17 protein-coding genes are annotated in these 16,722 nt (G+C 71.4%); 8 read left to right on the top strand and 9 right to left on the bottom strand.

Features of this window, described 5'->3' with window-relative positions:
* Nucleotides 1–35 precede the first annotated feature (35 nt).
* Together OG357_RS33345 and OG357_RS33340 are read left to right on the top strand one after the other, a co-directional pair.
* A complete protein-coding gene (locus OG357_RS33345; RefSeq protein WP_443066768.1) occupies nucleotides 36–572 on the top strand; it encodes a DinB family protein in 537 nt (178 codons plus the stop codon).
* A gap of 105 nt (nucleotides 573–677) precedes the next feature.
* Nucleotides 678–1,190 (top strand): hypothetical protein, encoded by a 513-nt coding sequence (locus tag OG357_RS33340; protein WP_329624641.1) that lies wholly within the window; start codon nucleotides 678–680, stop codon nucleotides 1,188–1,190.
* A gap of 85 nt (nucleotides 1,191–1,275) precedes the next feature.
* Here OG357_RS33340 and OG357_RS33335 read toward each other — a convergent pair whose 3' ends face one another.
* The 7 genes from OG357_RS33335 to OG357_RS33305 form a co-directional block, all read right to left on the bottom strand.
* Nucleotides 1,276–1,749: a tetratricopeptide repeat protein gene (locus OG357_RS33335; protein ID WP_055646458.1), complete on the bottom strand. Its 474-nt coding sequence runs from the start codon at nucleotides 1,747–1,749 to the stop codon at nucleotides 1,276–1,278.
* Nucleotides 1,750–1,819: 70 nt separating this feature from the next.
* Complete coding sequence (gene ung / locus OG357_RS33330; RefSeq protein WP_329624640.1) at nucleotides 1,820–2,503, bottom strand: uracil-DNA glycosylase; 684 nt, start codon at nucleotides 2,501–2,503, stop codon at nucleotides 1,820–1,822.
* Nucleotides 2,504–2,592: 89 nt separating this feature from the next.
* Entirely contained in the window at nucleotides 2,593–4,170 is a 1,578-nt protein-coding gene (locus OG357_RS33325) for an ABC transporter substrate-binding protein (protein WP_329624639.1), read from the bottom strand.
* Nucleotides 4,171–4,318: 148 nt separating this feature from the next.
* Nucleotides 4,319–5,086, bottom strand: a complete 768-nt coding sequence (locus OG357_RS33320; RefSeq protein ID WP_329624638.1) for an SDR family oxidoreductase — start codon at nucleotides 5,084–5,086, stop codon at nucleotides 4,319–4,321.
* Nucleotides 5,087–5,115: 29 nt separating this feature from the next.
* Nucleotides 5,116–5,877 (bottom strand): 3-oxoacyl-ACP reductase FabG, encoded by a 762-nt coding sequence (fabG, locus tag OG357_RS33315; protein ID WP_329624637.1) that lies wholly within the window; start codon nucleotides 5,875–5,877, stop codon nucleotides 5,116–5,118.
* A gap of 221 nt (nucleotides 5,878–6,098) precedes the next feature.
* Nucleotides 6,099–6,482, bottom strand: a complete 384-nt coding sequence (locus tag OG357_RS33310; RefSeq protein ID WP_317593663.1) for a DUF3037 domain-containing protein — start codon at nucleotides 6,480–6,482, stop codon at nucleotides 6,099–6,101.
* Entirely contained in the window at nucleotides 6,479–7,324 is an 846-nt protein-coding gene (locus OG357_RS33305; protein ID WP_329624636.1) for a HipA family kinase, read from the bottom strand. Before OG357_RS33305 ends, OG357_RS33310 begins: the two co-directional genes overlap by 4 nt.
* Before the next feature lie 245 nt (nucleotides 7,325–7,569).
* Here OG357_RS33305 and OG357_RS33300 point away from each other — a divergent pair, with 245 nt between their 5' ends.
* From OG357_RS33300 to OG357_RS33285, 4 genes are all read left to right on the top strand, one after another.
* The gene (locus tag OG357_RS33300; RefSeq protein WP_329624635.1) at nucleotides 7,570–8,058 is read left to right on the top strand and encodes a DUF1269 domain-containing protein; all 489 of its coding nucleotides are present in this window, start codon (nucleotides 7,570–7,572) and stop codon (nucleotides 8,056–8,058) included.
* Between the two features lie 92 nt (nucleotides 8,059–8,150).
* On the top strand, nucleotides 8,151–9,245 hold the full coding sequence (locus tag OG357_RS33295; protein WP_329624634.1) for a baeRF3 domain-containing protein: 1,095 nt from the start codon (nucleotides 8,151–8,153) through the stop codon (nucleotides 9,243–9,245).
* A 37-nt stretch (nucleotides 9,246–9,282) separates the two neighbouring features.
* On the top strand, nucleotides 9,283–9,924 hold the full coding sequence (locus tag OG357_RS33290) for a hypothetical protein (protein WP_329624633.1): 642 nt from the start codon (nucleotides 9,283–9,285) through the stop codon (nucleotides 9,922–9,924).
* Between the two features lie 47 nt (nucleotides 9,925–9,971).
* Nucleotides 9,972–10,478, top strand: a complete 507-nt coding sequence (locus tag OG357_RS33285) for a DUF1269 domain-containing protein (RefSeq protein ID WP_329624632.1) — start codon at nucleotides 9,972–9,974, stop codon at nucleotides 10,476–10,478.
* A gap of 111 nt (nucleotides 10,479–10,589) precedes the next feature.
* On the opposite strand, the gene OG357_RS33280 is transcribed toward OG357_RS33285, so the two are convergent.
* Together OG357_RS33280 and OG357_RS33275 are read right to left on the bottom strand one after the other, a co-directional pair.
* Complete coding sequence (locus tag OG357_RS33280) at nucleotides 10,590–11,870, bottom strand: arginine deiminase (protein ID WP_329624631.1); 1,281 nt, start codon at nucleotides 11,868–11,870, stop codon at nucleotides 10,590–10,592.
* Between the two features lie 67 nt (nucleotides 11,871–11,937).
* Nucleotides 11,938–13,398, bottom strand: a complete 1,461-nt coding sequence (locus tag OG357_RS33275) for a basic amino acid/polyamine antiporter (protein WP_329624630.1) — start codon at nucleotides 13,396–13,398, stop codon at nucleotides 11,938–11,940.
* A 280-nt stretch (nucleotides 13,399–13,678) separates the two neighbouring features.
* Here OG357_RS33275 and OG357_RS33270 point away from each other — a divergent pair, with 280 nt between their 5' ends.
* Nucleotides 13,679–15,934 carry an alpha-N-acetylglucosaminidase gene (locus tag OG357_RS33270; RefSeq protein WP_329624629.1) on the top strand — a complete coding sequence of 752 codons (2,256 nt, stop codon included), beginning with the start codon at nucleotides 13,679–13,681 and terminating at the stop codon, nucleotides 15,932–15,934.
* 28 nt (nucleotides 15,935–15,962) lie between these two features.
* Entirely contained in the window at nucleotides 15,963–16,691 is a 729-nt protein-coding gene (locus OG357_RS33265) for an adenosylcobinamide amidohydrolase (RefSeq protein ID WP_443066767.1), read from the top strand.
* Nucleotides 16,692–16,722 lie beyond the last annotated feature (31 nt).

Raw genomic sequence — 16,722 nt, 5'->3', positions numbered from 1 at the left:
GAAACCGCTGGCGTGGCCGGCGATCATGGGGGACGATGCCGCGCATGACCACCCAACGCACCGAATCCGTCCAGCGCGTCGACCCGTCCACCACCTCGGGCGAGCGCGAGGCGCTGGAGCAGTGGCTCGACTTCCATCGCGCGACCCTCGCGCAGAAGTGCGAGGGGCTCGACGACGCCCAGCTGCGCACCCCCTCCGCTCCGCCGTCCGACCTCAACCTGATGGGTCTCGTCCGGCACATGGCCGAGGTCGAGCGCGGCTGGTTCCGCCGCGTCCTGGCCGGCGAGGAGGCGGACTGGATCTACTCGACCGAGGAGGACCGGGACCGGGACATCCACGCCACGGACGGGGACACGTACGAGGAGGCCTACGCCACCTGGCAGGCCGAGATCGCCCACGCGCGCACCCTGGCCGCGCCGCACGGCCTCGACGACTTCGGCGTGGGCAAGCACCGCACCGGGCGGACCTTCAACCTCCGCTGGATCTACCTGCACATGATCGAGGAGTACGCCCGCCACAACGGCCACGCGGACCTGATCCGGGAGCGGCTCGACGGCGCCACCGGCGACTGAGGACCGTCCCGCGGGTCAAGGCCGGTCCCGCGGCGCCTCACCCGTGCGGGGCATTCCCCGCCGGTAGGGGCGCGAAGATCGCCGCGCGACCAGCAGAGTGGCGCGGTGCATGGAACCCGAACCACAGCAAAGATCCTGGTCGGGGCGGCGGTCGCCGCCCTGGCGGGCTGCGCCTCGGTGGACGCCCCGCCGACGGCGCCCGCCCCCGCGCCCGCCGCGGAGAGCTCCGTCCTCCCCGCCCAGGAAGTGGCGCCGCAGATCGTCGAGGGCCCGGCCCGCGAGGCCCTCGAAGCGGCGCTGCCCGCTCCCCCGCCCTCCGCCGCACCCCCGCCGTCCGCCGCGCCCCGCGCGACGCCCGTACCCGCTTCCGCACCCGAGAGGCACCGGCGAACGGCCGCCCCGCCGAGCCCGCCGGCGCCGCGCCCCGCCGCCACACCCCGGCACCGCGAGGCGCCCCCGGAGCCCTGGCCCGCCGTTCCGGACCTGCCGGGGCCGGCGGAGCTGCCGAAGGAACCGCCGCGCTCCCGGGCGGACGTCTGCGACCTGGGCGAGCGGTACGGGGGCTGGGGCCCCGGCAGTGATCAGGCCAGGATCTGCCACGGCACGTACGGCCGGTGAGCCGCCCGGACCACCCGACAACCGGTCGTACGCCAGGCCACGCAGCCGCTCACGCGCCGCGTCACGCGCCCGGCCGCCCCCCACCTCACATGGCCCGCAGCCGCAGCTCCAGACGTTCGATCGCGGCCCGCACCCCGTTTCCGTAGCCGTCGTCGTCGAGCGTGTCCGACGCCGCGCGGGCCCGGTCCAGATGGACCCGCGCGGCGTCCGGCCGCTGGAGCTTCACGTAGTCGGCGGCGAGGTTGAGGTGGAGCGACGGGTACAGCGCGCGCAGCGCCACGGCCGACCCGTGCGCCGCGAGCCGCTCCTCCGCGAGCCCCTCGGCCGCGCTCAGCGCACGCAGGTCCCAGGCCAGCTCGGTGTCGGGGTCGTCCTGGGCGTCGGCCATGTAGTGGGCGAGGGTGCAGCGGTGCAGTGGGTCCCCGTCGGGGCCGATCTGCTGCCACAGCACCCCGAAGCGGTTGCGGGCCTCCTCGCGGTCGCCACCGTGCAGCAGCATCATGGCCTGCCCGATCCTGGTCATGACCCCGTCGTCCGCCGCCTGCTGCTGCTCGGTCACGCCGACCTCCACCCGCTCACCCAATGGGAGAGCCGACGCTAGCCGCACCCGGCCCCGATCCGGCCGAGGCTCAGCCGAGGTCCGGGATGCGCCAGTCGATCGGGTCGTGTCCCTGGGCCGCGACGGCCTCGTCGATCTGACTGAAGGGCCGCGAACCGAAGAACTTCTTCGCCGACAGGGGCGAGGGGTGGGCCCCCTTCACGACGACGTGCCGCTCCTCGTCGATGAGCGGCAGCTTCTTCTGGGCGTAGTTGCCCCACAGGACGAAGACGGCGGGGTCGGGCCGCGACGCGACGGCGGTGATCACGGCGTCCGTGAACTTCTCCCAGCCCTTGCCCTTGTGCGAGTTCGCCTCGCCGGAGCGGACCGTCAGGACCGCGTTGAGCAGGAGGACGCCCTGCTCGGCCCACGGCATCAGAAAGCCGTTGTCCGGGACCGGGTGGCCCAGCTCCGCCTGCATCTCCTTGTAGATGTTCCGCAGGGAGGGCGGGGTCTTCACGCCGGGGCGGACGGAGAAGCAGAGGCCGTGCCCCTGCCCCTCGCCGTGGTACGGGTCCTGACCGAGGATCAGGACCTTGACCTTGTCGTACGGGGTGGCGTCGAGGGCGGCGAAGACCTCGTCCTTCGGCGGGAAGACCGGTCCCCTGGCGCGCTCCTCCTCGACGAACTCGGTGAGCTGCGCGAAGTACGGCTTCTGCAGCTCCTCGCCGAGAACACCCCGCCAGGACTCGGGCAGCATGCTGGTGTCGGTCACGGTCAACAACCTCCGGTGGACGTGCCTGATCTACGTCCAAGAACCTACCGGGGGCCACTGACAGTGGCTCCCGGTAGGTCTTCTGCCTTCTACCAGCTGGCCCGGCGGTGCAGCTCCCACAGCTGCATGACCGTCTGCGGGTCGAGCGCGCGCTCGCCGCCGCCGATGTCCTCACCGGCCGCGATGTACAGCTTGCCCTGCCACAGGGGCAGCAGCCGGACGTCCTGGACCATGATCTCCTGGGCCTCGACGAACTCGTCCGTGACGGTCCCGCGGTCGCTCTCGCGGCGGGACTTCGGGAGCAGTTCCCCGGTGATCCGCTCGCTCACGTACGGCGTGCCGAGGACGTTCTCCTTGCCCAGGAAGGGGGCGACGAAGTTGTCCGGGTCCGGGAAGTCGGGGAACCAGCCGCGCCCGAAGACCGGGTACTCGCCCGCCTGGTAGCCCGCCTGGAACTCCTTCCAGGGCTTTCCGTGCACGTCGACCTCGAAGAGCTTGGACTCCTCCAGCTGCCGCTTCAGCTCGGTGAACTCGGCGGCCGTCGAGGAGCCGTACCGGTCCGTCGTGTACCAGAAGTCCATCTTCACGGGCGTCTCGACGCCGGCGTCCTTGAGGATCTTCTTGGCCTTCGGGACGCTCGGCGTGCCGTAACGGTCGAAGAACTTGGTGGTGTGGGCGGCGATGCCCTTGGGAACCATCGAGTACAGGGGTTCGGCGGTGCCCTGGTAGACCTTGTTGACCAGTTCGTCGCGGTCGACGAGCTGGGCGATGGCCTTGCGGACGGCCGGCTTGGCGGCCGCGGGGTCCTGGGTGTTGAAGACCAGGTAGCGGATGTCGGCGCCGGTGGACTCGACGATCTGGAGGCCCTTGTTCTCGGGCTTGTCCTCCTGGAACGCGACGACCTCCTCGGCGGTGAGGCCGCGGTAGGTGGCGTCGATCTCGTCCTTCCGGAGCGCGGTGACCATCGCCTCGGAGTCGTCGTAGTACTTGATCGTCACGCCGCCGTTCTTGCGGGCGGCGAACCCCTTGTAGCTGGCGTTCTTGGTCAGCTCGGCCGTCTTCCGCTCGGCGTACGAGTCCAGGACGTACGGTCCCGAGCCGACGAGCTTGCCGTCCGTGCGGAGCTTGTCCGCCGGGTACTCGGCGGGGTCCACGAGCGACATCGCGGGGGTCGCGAGGACGAACGGGAAGGTGGCGTCCGACTTGTTCAGCCGGAAGACGACCGTGCGGTCGCCGACGGTCTCGATCTTGCCGAGCGAGCCGAGCATCCCGTTGGGGCCGCCCTTGTGGTTGATCGTGCGGATGCGCTCGATCGAGTACCGGACGGCCTCGGCGTCCAGCTTGTGGCCGTTCGAGAACTTCAGCCCGTCCAGGAGCTTGCACTCGAAGACCCGGCTCGCCGTGTCGGTGAACTTGCAGTCGGCGGCGTCGGACTGCGGCGCCGTACTGCCCGTCGGGAAACTCACCAGGGTCTGGAACACATTCCGGAAGAGCTCCCAGGAGTTATCCCAGGCCGCGGCCGGATCAAGCGTGGTGGGAGAACTCGTCGTACCGACGACGATTCTCTGATCCCCAGTGGATTCGCTGTCCGAAAATACACCGCATCCGGACACCAGGGATATGGACGCAAGGGCTGCAGCGGCCTGCAGACTGGTCCGGTTGAACACGTGCACGCTCCTCGTTCAGCCACGGGTCGGCCGACGATACCGCAGCACCCCGTCAGGTCAATCTTCGAGTCTGACGGGGCACTTGAGTCATTCGGCGTATAACCGGGTCCAATCCGGACAGGAATTCCGGAAAGTGTCCGGATATCGGTCAGCCGACTCCGGCGTTCAGGAAAATCCCGCCGTCGACGACGAGGGTCTGGCCGGTGATCCACTCCGACTGCCCGGAGGTCAGGAAGGCGGCGGCGCCGCCGATGTCCTCGGGGACGCCGAGCCGGCCGAGCGGATAGGCGGCGGCCGCCTCGGCCTCTCGGCCCTCGTACAGCGCCTGTGCGAACTTGGTCTTCACCACGGCGGGGGCGATGGCGTTGACCCGCACGAGCGGCGCGAATTCGTGCGCCAGCTGGAGGGTCAGATTCACCATCGCGGCTTTGCTCATCCCGTACGCGCCGATGAACGGCGAGGCCGAGATGGCGGCGACCGAGGCGATGTTCACGATCGCACCGCCGTGCTCCTTCTGCCAGGCGTGCCAGCTCCGCTGGGCGAAACCGAGCGCGGAGATCACATTGGTCTCGAAGACCTTGCGGGCCACTCCCAGGTCCAGATCGGCGATCGGACCGAAGACCGGGTTCGTGCCGGCGTTGTTCACCAGGAAGTCAAGACGGCCGAAGCCGTCCATGGCCGCCTCGACCGCGGCGGCCTGGTGTGCCAGGTCGTGGGCCTTGCCGGGGACACCGATCACCCGGTCCGCCCCGAGCCGCTCGGCGGCCTCCTTGAGGGCCTCCTCGCCGCGCCCGGTGATGACGACCCGGTCGCCGCGGGCGACGAGCGCCTCGGCGATGCCGTAGCCGATGCCCCGACTCGCGCCGGTGACGAGGGCGACCTTGCCGGAGAGCTCCGGCTTTTCGTTCGCGGTCATGTCCGTCTCCTCTCGCTGCTGCCGGAACGTCAGTTGAGCGGGCCGCCGGCCACGTACATGACCTGGCCCGAGACAAAGCCGGCGTCGTCGCCCGTGAAGAAGGCGATCGCGTTGGCGACGTCCTCGGGGCGGCCGACTCGCTGGACCGGGATCATGGAGGCGGCGGCGGCCTGGAACTCCTCGAATCCCATGCCGACGCGCTCGGCGGTCTGCGCGGTCATCTCGGTGACGATGAAACCGGGGGCGACGGCGTTGGCGGTGACGCCGAACTTGCCGAGCTCCTTGGCGAGCGTCTTCGTGAGGCCCTGCAGACCGGCCTTGACGGCGGAGTAGTTGGCCTGGCCGCGGTTGCCGAGCGCCGAGGAGGAGGAGAGCGAGACGATCCGGCCGAAGCCCGCGTCCACCATGTGCTTCTGACAGGCCTTCGCCATCAGGAAGGCACCCTTGAGGTGCACGTTCATGACGAGGTCCCAGTCCGACTCGGACATCTTGAAGAGCAGGTTGTCGCGGAGCACGCCGGCGTTGTTGACGAGGATCGTCGGCGCGCCGAGCTCGGCGGCGATCCGCGCGACGGCGGCCTCCACCTGGGCACCGTCGGAGACGTCGCAGCCGACCGCGAGGGCGGTGCCGCCCGCGGCGGTGATCTTCTCGACGGTGTCCTTGCAGGCCGCCTCGTCGAGGTCGAGTACGGCTACGGCGCGGCCCTCGGCCGCCAGGCGGAGCGCCGTGGCGGCGCCGATGCCTCGTGCGGCACCCGTGACGACGGCTACGCGCTGCTCGGTGGTGGACATGCTTGGTTCTCCTCGCCCTTGGATCGTCCCTGATCGCGGACGGACCGGGCGTCCCGCTCACGCGTCCCGCACATGAGCGACCGCTTAGTATCGTCCGCAGAACGAGACGCTAGAAGCGATGGCACCCGGTGTCAACGGCCCACCGGGTGCACCAGGTCACTCCCCGTGGCGGAACGGCGACCGGCGACCCCTTCGGCGGCCGGCGACCCCCGCCGACGGCCTCAGCGCACCAGCAGATCGAGGAGACGCTCGACCTCGGCCTCCGGGTCGGCGGTGAGCCCCGTGTGGACGGGACCCGGCTGCACGACCGTGGAGCGCGGCGCGATCAGCCAGCGGAACCGCCGGCCCGCGTCGTCGCGTGCGGCCTGCCCCGCGTCGTCGCCACCCAGGCAGATCCCCTCGACGGCGCGCAGCGCGGCCCGCACGCCGGTGACGTCCGCCGCCGGGTCGAGGACCGCCAGCTTGGCCTCGTCCAGGTGGGTGCGGGCGGCCACGTAGGACCGGGCGCGGCAGTAGACGACCACGCCCGCGTTGAAGCACTCGCCGCGCTCGACCCGCGGCACCACGCGCAGGAGCGCGTACTCGAAGACATCGCGCTCGGTCACGTGGTGCTGTCCTTCTCGGTGGAGTGCGTCCGGGGCGCGAGGCGCTCGGCCAGCCAGCCGGGCGGCTGCTGGGGCCGGTTCTCCGTACGGGGGCCGAGCGTGATCCGCTCGTGGATGGTGGCGGCGCGGGGCAGGAGCGCGTCGACGTAGGCCGCGCGCACCTCGTCCGTACGGGAGAAGCCGGGCTCGTCGACGAGCCACTCGTCGGGCACGTCGGCGACGACTTCGGTGAGCAGCTCGCGGGTGACGAGTGGCGCGAGTTCGGCGGCCGCGGCGGCGACGTCCGGCGCGAAGGGCGCGAGCGCGTGGTCGGAGGCGTCGTACGGCTTGGCGGCGGAAGCCTGCGCGCCCGGCCAGTTGTGGTGCCAGATCATGGTGGCGCCGTGGTCGATGAGCCACAGGTCGCCGTGCCACACCAGCATGTTCGGGTTCCGCCAGGACCGGTCGACGTTGTTGATCACGGCGTCGAACCAGACGACCTTGCCGGCTTCCTTGGAGTCCACCTCGTACGCCAGCGGGTCGAAGCCCAGCGAGCCGGGGAGGAAGTCCATGCCCAGGTTGAGCCCGCCGCTCGCCTTGAGCAGCTCCTGGACCTCCTGGTCGGGCTCGGAGAGACCGATGACCGGGTCGAGCTGGATGGCGACGAGCTCCGGCACGCGCAGCCCGAGCCTGCGCGCGAGCTGCCCGCAGACGACCTCGGCGACGAGGGTCTTGCGGCCCTGTCCCGCGCCCGTGAACTTCATGACGTACGTGCCGAGATCGTCGGCCTCGACGATCCCGGGGAGCGAGCCGCCCTCACGCAGGGGTGTGACATAGCGGGTTGCTACGACCTCTTTCAACACTTTCGCAGGCCACCCATCTCTTCATCCGTGCAATCCACGGCCAGCTCCCCTCCGTCAACGAAGTGAGCATAGTAACCGAGGGTGATTGAGGGCGAGGGTTCTCCGAACCACCGACTCGCGAACCGGCGTATTGCGGACAAGTATGTCGATGGGTGGACATCAGTGCGTCCCGTGCGCCGCCGAGTCCGCCACGGGCCGGCACGGGCCGGCACGGGCCGGCACGGTGGAACTCTCTGGAGGTAGGGATGTCCGAACTGATCGTCATCGGCTATGACGACCGGGGCGTGGCAGACGCGGCGTTCGCCACCGTGCAGGATCTGCAGCGCGACTACGTCGTCCATCTGAACGGCCTCGCGGTCGTCTCCGTCGACGAGGACGGCAGGACCCATGTCGATACGACCAGCCGGATCGTCGGGGTGTCCGCCGCCTCCGGAGCCCTGTGGGGCGCCATCTTCGGGATCCTGTTCCTGCTTCCCGGCGTCGGCCTGGTGACGGGCGCTGCCGTGGGCGGCCTGATCGGCAGGCTCGGCAAGTCCGGCGTCGACGAGCGGTTCCGCGAGCAGGTGCGGGACCTGCTGAAGCCGGGCTCGGCGGCCGTCGTGGTCATGGCCTCGAAGATCACGGACGACAAGTTCACCGCGGCGATGCGGCCGCACGGCGGCACGGTCCTGAAGACGTCGCTCAGCGACGCGGACGAGAAGGAACTGGCCGAGCAGCTCACCGGCCCGCAGTAGCGACCCCCGCCGGCTGCGCCCACGGTTCACCACCGCCTCCGCCGGTCGCGCCACCCGTACGGCTCTCGGAACACCCTACGAAAGGCACCGTCATGCACCCCGCTCTGAGCACCGACGTGCTCGCCACGTTGCGCCGGCCCCGCCCCTACCCGGCGGTGTCGCTCGTGATGCCCACCCACCGCCGCGAGCCGGACAACACCCAGGACCCCGTACGGCTGCGCAACCTCCTGGCCCAGGCGGAGAAGGCCCTCCAGGACGACCCGGACGTGCCACGGGATCGCCGTGCGGACGTGCTCGAACAGCTGGAGCGGGCCGTCGCCGAGCTCGACCTCGCCCATGTGGAGGACGGGCTGGTGATCTACGCGGCGCAGGGCGAGCACCACGTCTGGACCGTGGCCCGGACGGTCCCGGAGCGGGTGGTCGTCGCCGACACGTTCCTCACTCGCAACCTCGTCGCCGCCCAGGCCGCCGAACAGCCCTACTGGGCCCTGGCCGTCGCGGCGGACCGGGTGTCGCTCTGGAGCGGCGGACCGGAGCGGGCCGTCGAGTTCACGGGCGACGGCTTCCCGCTGACACGGAGCCTCGAGGACCCCGACGCGGAACGCAAGGAACGCATCGGCGACCTTCCGAGCACCTTCCGGGACGAGGACACCCGTACGTTCCTCCGCGAGGCCCATCAGGCGCTGCGTGCCGTCCTCGCCGCCGAGTCGCGCCCGCTGTACGTGATCGGTGAGGCCCCGGCCATCTCGGCACTGGAGGACACGGGCCGACTGGACCCCGGGACGATGACCGTGCAGCACGGCGGGCTCGCGGACGGCCCGGCCGAAGCGGTGCACCGGGCGGTCGAGCCGGTACGGAGCGCGCGGGAAGAGGCCGCGGCCACCACCGTGGCCGCGGAACTGGACACCGCGCAGGGCCGGCGCGAGTTCGCAGCCGGCCTCGACGAGGTGTGGCGGGCCGCGAAGGACGGCCGGATCCGCCTGCTGGCCGTCGAGGACCACTACCGCGACGTCGTGCGCGACCGCGGCGACCACCTGGAACCCGCCTCCGCGGCGGAGCCGGGCACGCGGGACGACATCGTGGACGAGATCGTCGAGCGGGCCCTGGAGACGGGCGCCGAGGTGCGGTTCGTACGGGACGACGCCTTGGTCGAATCCGCCCGCATCGCCGCCGTACTGCGCTACTGACGGCGACCGCACTCACCGTAGGAACGAGGAAGCCCGCGTGAACACCTCTTCATCCCGCCCGAGACGACCGGTCCGCGCCAGAGCGGCGGGCGCGGCCCTGGCCGTCGTCGTCACCGCGCTCGGCGCCGCCACTCTCGTGTCCTGTGGCTCCGACGGCGACGACACCGGCGCTCCGACGTTCAGCGAACGCCCCACGGCACCCGACACCGCCGCGTTCTCGGGGGACCTGCCCTCCTCCGTCGCCTCGGCGGGGGAATCGGTGATCGAGTCCGCGCGCGCGGAAGCGTCGTCCGCGGCCGCGTCGGCCTCCGAGCGGGAGGCATCGCGCAAGGCGTCGATCGGAGCCGAGATCGAACGCTCCCGCCAGGCGGCCGAGGACGCGCTGGAGGACGTCGAGGGCAGGGGGAACGCCCTGAACGAGGTCGGGATGACCGGCAAGCCCCGCGCCGACACGGACGGGCGGCTCACCGTCGTCGTGAGCATCACCAACAAGACGAGCGAGCCGGCGTCCTACGCGGCCCAGGTCGACTTCCTCGACCCGTCGGGGAAGGTCGTCGAGACCCAGTTCGTCGGCGCCGAGGACCTCGCGCCGGGCGAGCGCGCACAGCCCCTGGTCATCAGCCGGCAACCCGCCGAGCCGGTCCTGACGCCGAGGCTCACCAAGGCACAGAGGTACTGACGTCCACGGTCCTCGGCGTCACGGGGGCCGCACCGAAGGAGAGACCCATGTCCGAACTCATCGTCATCGGCTACGCCGACCACGCGGTCGCGAGGGAGGCCTTCAAGGCGGTCCAGAAGCTCCGCGACGACCACGTCCTCGACCTCAACGGCCTCGCCGTCGTCAGGGTGGACGAGGACGGCGAGACCCATGTGGACACCCCCAAGAAGAGCGAGGAGGTGGCCCTCTCCGCCACGGCCGGGGCGCTCTGGGGCATGGTCCTCGGCATCATCATCCTCACTCCGGGCATCGGCGTGGTGGGCGCGGCCCTCGGCGGCCTCATCGGCAAACTGAACCAGATGGGCGTCGACGGCAGGTTCCGGAAGAAGGTCCAGGAGCTGCTCGAGCCCGGCTCGGCGGCCGTCGTCGTCATGGCCTCGAAGATCACCGAGGACCGGTTCGCAGCGGCCATGGAACCCTTCGGGGGAACGGTGCTCAAGACCTCCCTCCCGGAGGAGAGCGAGCGCGAACTCGCGGAGCAGCTCGCCGGCCCCGACGCCGGGACGGCGACGTGAAGAGCCACTGAACCACTGACGTCTCGCGACGGCCGGCCGCCCCCTCCCTGCTCAAGGGAGGGGGCGGCGGCTTGCTGCGGACGACAGTCCTGATCCTGACGTCGCCGCACCTCAGAAGGAGACCGCGTCGCGGATCAACGGGCAGGTCATGCAGTGGCCGCCACCGCGCCCGCGGCCGAGTTCGGCGCCCACGATGGTGATGACCTCCACCCCTGCCTTCCGCAGCAGTGTGTTGGTCTGGGTGTTGCGGTCGTAGGTGAAGACGACCCCGGGTTCGAGCGCGACGGCGTTGTTGCCGCTGTCCCACTGCTGGCGCTCGGAGGTGTAGACGTCCCCGCCGGTCTCGATCACCTGGAGCGCGGGCAGGCCGAGGCCCTTGGCCACGACGTCGACGAACGGGGTGGTGCCCTCATCGATGATCTCCACGCCCGGGCCTTGTCGGCGGGCCTTGTCGGCGGGCCGCAGGGAGAAGGTGTGGACGGCGTCCATGATCGTCGGGTAGAGGGTGACCATGTCGCGGTCCGCGAAGGTGAAGACCGTGTCGAGGTGCATGGCCGCCCGCAGCTTCGGCATACCGGCGACGATCACGTGCTCGGCCGCGCCGTTGTCGAAGAGCGCGGCGGCCACCTGGGTGATCGCCTGGCGGGAGGTGCGCTCGCTCATGCCCATGAGGACGACGCCGTTGCCGACGGGCATGATGTCGCCGCCCTCGAACGTGGCCTGTCCCCAGTCCTGTTCGGGGTCGCCCCACCACACGGTCGAGCTCCTGAAGTCGGGGTGGAAGGCGTAGATGGTCTTCATGAGGAGGGTCTCGCCGTGGCGGGCGGGCCAGTACAGCGGGTTCAGGGTGACGCCGCCGTAGAGCCAGCACGTGGTGTCGCGGGTGTAGAGCGTGTTCGGCAGCGGCGGCATCAGGTACTCCCGCGCCCCCACGCCTTCCCGGGCCAGGGCCACGTACCCGGAGCGGAAGTCCTCCGGCAGGTCCGCGGTGGCCAGTCCGCCGATGAGGAACTCCGCCAGCGCGCCGGGGGCGAGGGAGTCGAGGAAGGCCCGGGTGTCGTCGACCAGCCCGAGTCCGACTTCGTTGGGGACGATCTTCCGGTCGAGGAGCCAGTCCTTGGCCGCCGGGATCGCCATGGTCTCGGCGAGCAGTTCGTGCAGTTCGACGACCTCGACCCCCCGCTGGGTGAGTTTGTTGACGAAGTCCGCGTGGTCGCGCTGGGCGTTCTCCACCCACATGACGTCGTCGAAGAGGAGGTCGTCGGAGTTGGTGGGCGTCAGTCGCCGGTGTGCGAGGCCGGGAGAGCAGACGAGCACCTTGCGGAGGCGTCCGACTTCCGAGTGGACACCGAAGGCGGACGGGGCAGCGGGACGGGTGTCAGCGGCGGTCATGATCGGCCTTTCCGGTGGGGCGGTGGGGCGGTAGAGCGGTAGAGCGGTACGACAGTGGGCCTGTGGGTCAGAGTTCGATCCAGCCCACGGCGAGAGCGATGACGCCGACGACCGCTCCGGCGATGGAGACGGCGCAGATGACGGCCTCCCTCGGGGAGAAGAGGCGTCGGTTCTGTTCGCGGCGGGCCTTGACGAACAGGAACGTGGCCGGGGCGTAGATGATGAAGGAGACGAGGACGAACTTGAGTCCGGCCGCGTAGAGCAGGAACGCGGTGTAGAGCGTGGCGACGAGGGCGACGAGGAGTTCCCGCCGGGTGGTGCGGCCCTCCGCCTTCTCCTGTGCCGGCCGCAGCGCGATCTTCACGGCGAAGCTGGCGGCCAGCAGGAAGGGGATCAGGCTCAGTGAGCTGGTGAGGTCGAGGGCGAAGTTGAAGGCGTCGTCGGAGAACGCCGTGACGACGAGGACGACCTGACTGAGGGCCGTCGTCATGAGCAGTGCCGGTACGGGGACGTCGTCGCCGCTGGACCGGCCGAGGAAGCGCGGCATGTCGTCGTCCTTGGCGGCGACGAAGAGCACTTCGGCCGCCATCAGGGTCCAGGCCAGATAGGCGCCGAGGACCGAGATGATCAGGCCGACGCTGACGAACACCTTGCCCCAGGCGCCGACCGCCGCCTCCAGGACGCCCGCCATGGAGGGCTGGCGGAGCTCGGCGATCTCGGCCATCGGCAGGATGCCGTACGACACGATGGTGACCGAGGCGAAGATCGCGAAGACGCTGAGGAAGCCCAGGACGGTGGCCCGCCCCACGTCCTCCCGGCGTTTGGCGTGCCGGGAGTAGACGCTGGCGCCCTCCACGCCGAGGAAGACGAACACGGTGGCCAGCATCGTGCCGCGGACCTGGTTGAAGAGGGATCCGGCGTAGTCCGCGCCGCCGAAGTTGTCGGCGAAGACGGACGGTTTGAAGCAGAACAGCGCCAGGATGATGAAGACGATGATGGGAACGAGCTTGGCGACGGTCACGATCCTGTTGATCGCCGTCGCCTCCTTGACCCCGCGGCGGATGAGGAGGAAGAAGCCCCAGAGGCCCGCGGAGGACAGCACGATCGCCAGGGCCGTGTCGCCGTCGCCGAGGGCGGGCGCGATCGCGCCGATCGTCGACATGATCAGCACCCAGTACGTGACGTTGCCGACACAGGCGCTCGCCCAGTAGCCGAAGGCCGAGAAGAACCCGAGGTACTCGCCGAAGCCCGCCTTCGCGTACGCGTAGACGCCGGCGTCCAGGTCGGGCCTCCGTACCGCGAGGGTCTGGAAGACGAAGGCGAGCATCAGCATGCCGACGCCCGCGACCGCCCAGGCGATCAGCGCGCCCGCGACACCCGTCTCCTGGGCGAATCGTCGGGGAAGGGAGAACACGCCGGCGCCGACCATGGAGCCGACGACCATCGCGGTCAGCGTCAGCAGGGTCAGTTTGGCGACGGGTGGCGAGCCGACGGGACCGGTCTCGGTACTGGTATCGGCAGGTTTCATCGCGTGCCCTCGCAGACGTGCTCGATCGCCCCGGCAGTTTTCGGACCCCTCACAAAGCGCCCATGGCGCGAAAGGAAAATCTAATCCGGTACGTACGTTTTGTCCTGGCATGGCAGGCATCTTCGGCAACCGGCCCCGCGATCGGCGTGCGCCCGCGAGGATGAGCACCGGCCGGTTCGCGGCTGCGCCTGCGTCCGCGCGAGCGCGAGCGGCCCGACACTGAGCGCACGCTTTCGTCGTCCTCCTCGGTCCGGGGGGCCTTCCCCGATCAGGGAGCCGGATGGCCAGTCGTCTGATCCTTCGATGCCGTCACGCCCTCGTCGTCGTGGCGCTCGCCACCCTGACGGCGGTCTCCCCCGCCGCGACGGCGCCCGCGCCCGCCGTGACGACGGCCGCGCCCGCCCCCGGAGCACCGCCTCCCGGACCGGCCGCGCCGCCCGCCTTCGATCCGGCGCCCGCCCGGGCGAGTCTGAAGCGTCTGCTGCCGTCCGTGGCCGGGCAGTTCGATCTGGTCCCGGTCGAGGCGGCCGCCTCCGGCGACTACTTCTCCGTCTCCGGGACGGCCGGGGCGATCCGGGTGCGCGGCACCTCGCCGGCCACGCTGGTCACGGGAGTGGGCTGGTACCTGGAGCGGATCGCGGGGGTCGACATCGGATGGCCGGGCGACAGCCTCGGCCGGCTGCCGTCCACGCTCCCCGGGGTCACCGGCACCGTCACCCGCAGGGCGACGGTGCCTCACCGGTACGCCCTGAACGACACCGACGAGGGCTACTCCGGCGCGTACCGCGACTTCGCCTCCTACCGGCACGACATCGACCTGATGGCGCTGCACGGCGTCAACGAGGTCTTCGTGCCGACCGGCGCCGAGTACCCGTACTACCGCGCTCTCCAGCGGTTCGGCTACAGCGCGGCGGAGCTGCGCGAGTGGATCCCCGCCCCGGCCCATCAGGGCTGGTGGCTGCTGCAGAACATGTCGGGCTTCGCCGGCCCGGTCTCCGAGCGGCTGATCGAGGCCCGCGCGACGCTCGGGAGCAGGATCGCGGGGCACCTGCGCGCGCTGGGGATGACCCCGGTGCTGCCCGGCTTCTTCGGCACGGTGCCGCCGGACTTCGCCGCCCGGAACCCGGGCGCGGTCACGGTCCCTCAGGGCACGTGGGTGGGCTTCGCCCGGCCGGACTGGCTGGACCCGACCGGACCGGTCTTCGCGCGGCTGGCCGCGACGTACTACCGCTTCCAGGAGCAGCGGTTCGGTGCCGGCGACATGTTCAAGATGGACCTCCTGCACGAGGGCGGCACCCCGGGACCCGTCGACGTGGCGGGAGCGGCCGGGGCCGTCCAGCAGGCCCTGGAGGCGGCGCACCCCGGCGCCATCTGGGTCACGCTCGGCTGGCAGCGGAACCCGTCGGCGGCTCTCCTGAGCGGTGTGGACCGCCGCCGGGTGCTCGTCGTCGACGGTCTGTCCGACCGCTACGACGGCCTCGACCGGGCGACCCAGTGGGGTGGTACGCCCTACGCCTTCGGCGCGATCGGCAACTTCGGCGGCCACACCAGCCTGGGCGCCAACACCGGCGTCTGGGTCGACCGGTTCCACGCGTGGCTGACCGCGCCCGGCAGCACGCTGAGCGGCATCGCGTACCTCCCGGAGGGGACCGGCGGGAACCCCGCCGCCTTCGACCTGTTCACCGAACTCGCCTGGCAGCCGGGCCCGATCGACCACAGGACCTGGTTCGCGGAGTACGCCGCCCGGCGCTACGGCGGCGCCGACCCCCACGCCGCCGCCGCGTGGGAGCAGTTGCGCCGCGGCCCGTACAGCATGCGATCCGGTACGTGGAGCGAACCGCAGGACAGCGTCTTCGCCGCGCGGCCGAGTCTGACGGCGGCCAGGGCGGCGCGCTGGAGCCCGACCGCCATGCGCTACGACGCGGCCACCGTGGAGCGCGCTCTCGCGGAGCTGCTGAAGGTGGCTCCCGAGCTGCGGACCACCGACGCCTACCGCTTCGACCTCGTGGACGTGGCTCGACAGTCGCTCACCAACCGCGGCCGCGTCCTCCTGCCCCGGATCAGGACCGCGTACGAGGCCGGGGACCTCGCGGGATTCCGGGAGCGGGTGGCCGAGTGGAACGCCCATCTGGAGCTGCTCGGGCGGCTGGTCGCCGCCGACCGGCGGTTCCTGCTCGGTCCGTGGCTCGCCGACGCCCGCGCCTGGGGGGCCGGCCCCGCCGAACGCGACCGGCTGGAGTACGACGCCCGCTCGATCCTCACCACCTGGGGTGGCCGGGGACCGAGCGAGGCGGGCGGCCTGCACGACTACGCCAACCGCGAGTGGGCCGGGCTCGTCCGGGACGTGTACGCGCCGCGCTGGGCCGCGTACTTCGCGAGCCTCGACAGCGCGCTGGTGAACCGCACGGAACCGGTCGCCATCGACTGGTTCGCGAGGGACGACGCCTGGGCGCACGGCAACGAGCCGTACGCGACGCGGCCGACCGGAGACCCCGTCGCCCTGGCCGGCGAGGTGCTGGCGGCCCTGACGAGGTGATCCGCGACGGCGTCCCTACTCTGGTGACGTGCTTCCCCGAACCCTCCTCGCCCGTACGTCCCTGGCCGACGCCGCCCTGCTCACCCACACGGAACAGGGCCGTGCGTGGCCGCTCCTGGTGTGGGCCCCGGGGCCGGGCGTGCGGATGGTGTCGAGCGCCGTCCTCGGCGGGGGCATCGGGGAGCGGGCGTGGGTGCTGAACGCGCAGGTCCCGCCCGGCTACGACCGGCTCGATCCCGTCGCCCACCTCGGCGCGCTGGCCGCCGGGGCCGGGCTCGAAGGGCCCGGGGTGGGGCTCATGACGGCGGCCTCGGTCGAGAACCGGCGGCACGCGACGGACGGCGGGGCCGAGGCCGTGGTCACCGCCGGGATCGGCGTACGGGGCTGGGCGGCCGTACCGGGGGCCGGCGACGTCGCGGCCCCGCGCCCGGGGACGATCAACATCGTCGTGTCGCTGCCCGTGCCGCTCACGGACGCCGCCCTCGTCAACGCGGTCGCCACCGCCACCGAGGCGAAGGTGCAGGCCCTCGTCGAACTCGGCGCGGACGCCTCGGGCACGCCGACGGACGCCGTCTGCGTGGCCGCTCCCTCGCCGACCGGGAGCGACGCACGGGCATGGGCCGGAGTGGGGGTCGACGCGCCCACCGGATCGTCCGCCGAGGCGTTCGCCGGACCGCGGTCGCTCTGGGGTGCGCGGCTCGCGCGCGCCGTGCACCGCGCGACGTACGAGGCCTGCGCCGGCCTCCTCACCCCCTGAGAGCCGTCCTGAGTGCCGTCCTGAGAGAGCG

Origin of the sequence: Streptomyces sp. NBC_01255 (genome assembly GCF_036226445.1) — a bacterium.
In the GTDB taxonomy this organism is placed as follows: domain Bacteria; phylum Actinomycetota; class Actinomycetes; order Streptomycetales; family Streptomycetaceae; genus Streptomyces.
The sequence above is the reverse complement of the archived record's forward strand: the minus strand, read 5'-3'. Positions and strand labels throughout refer to the sequence as shown.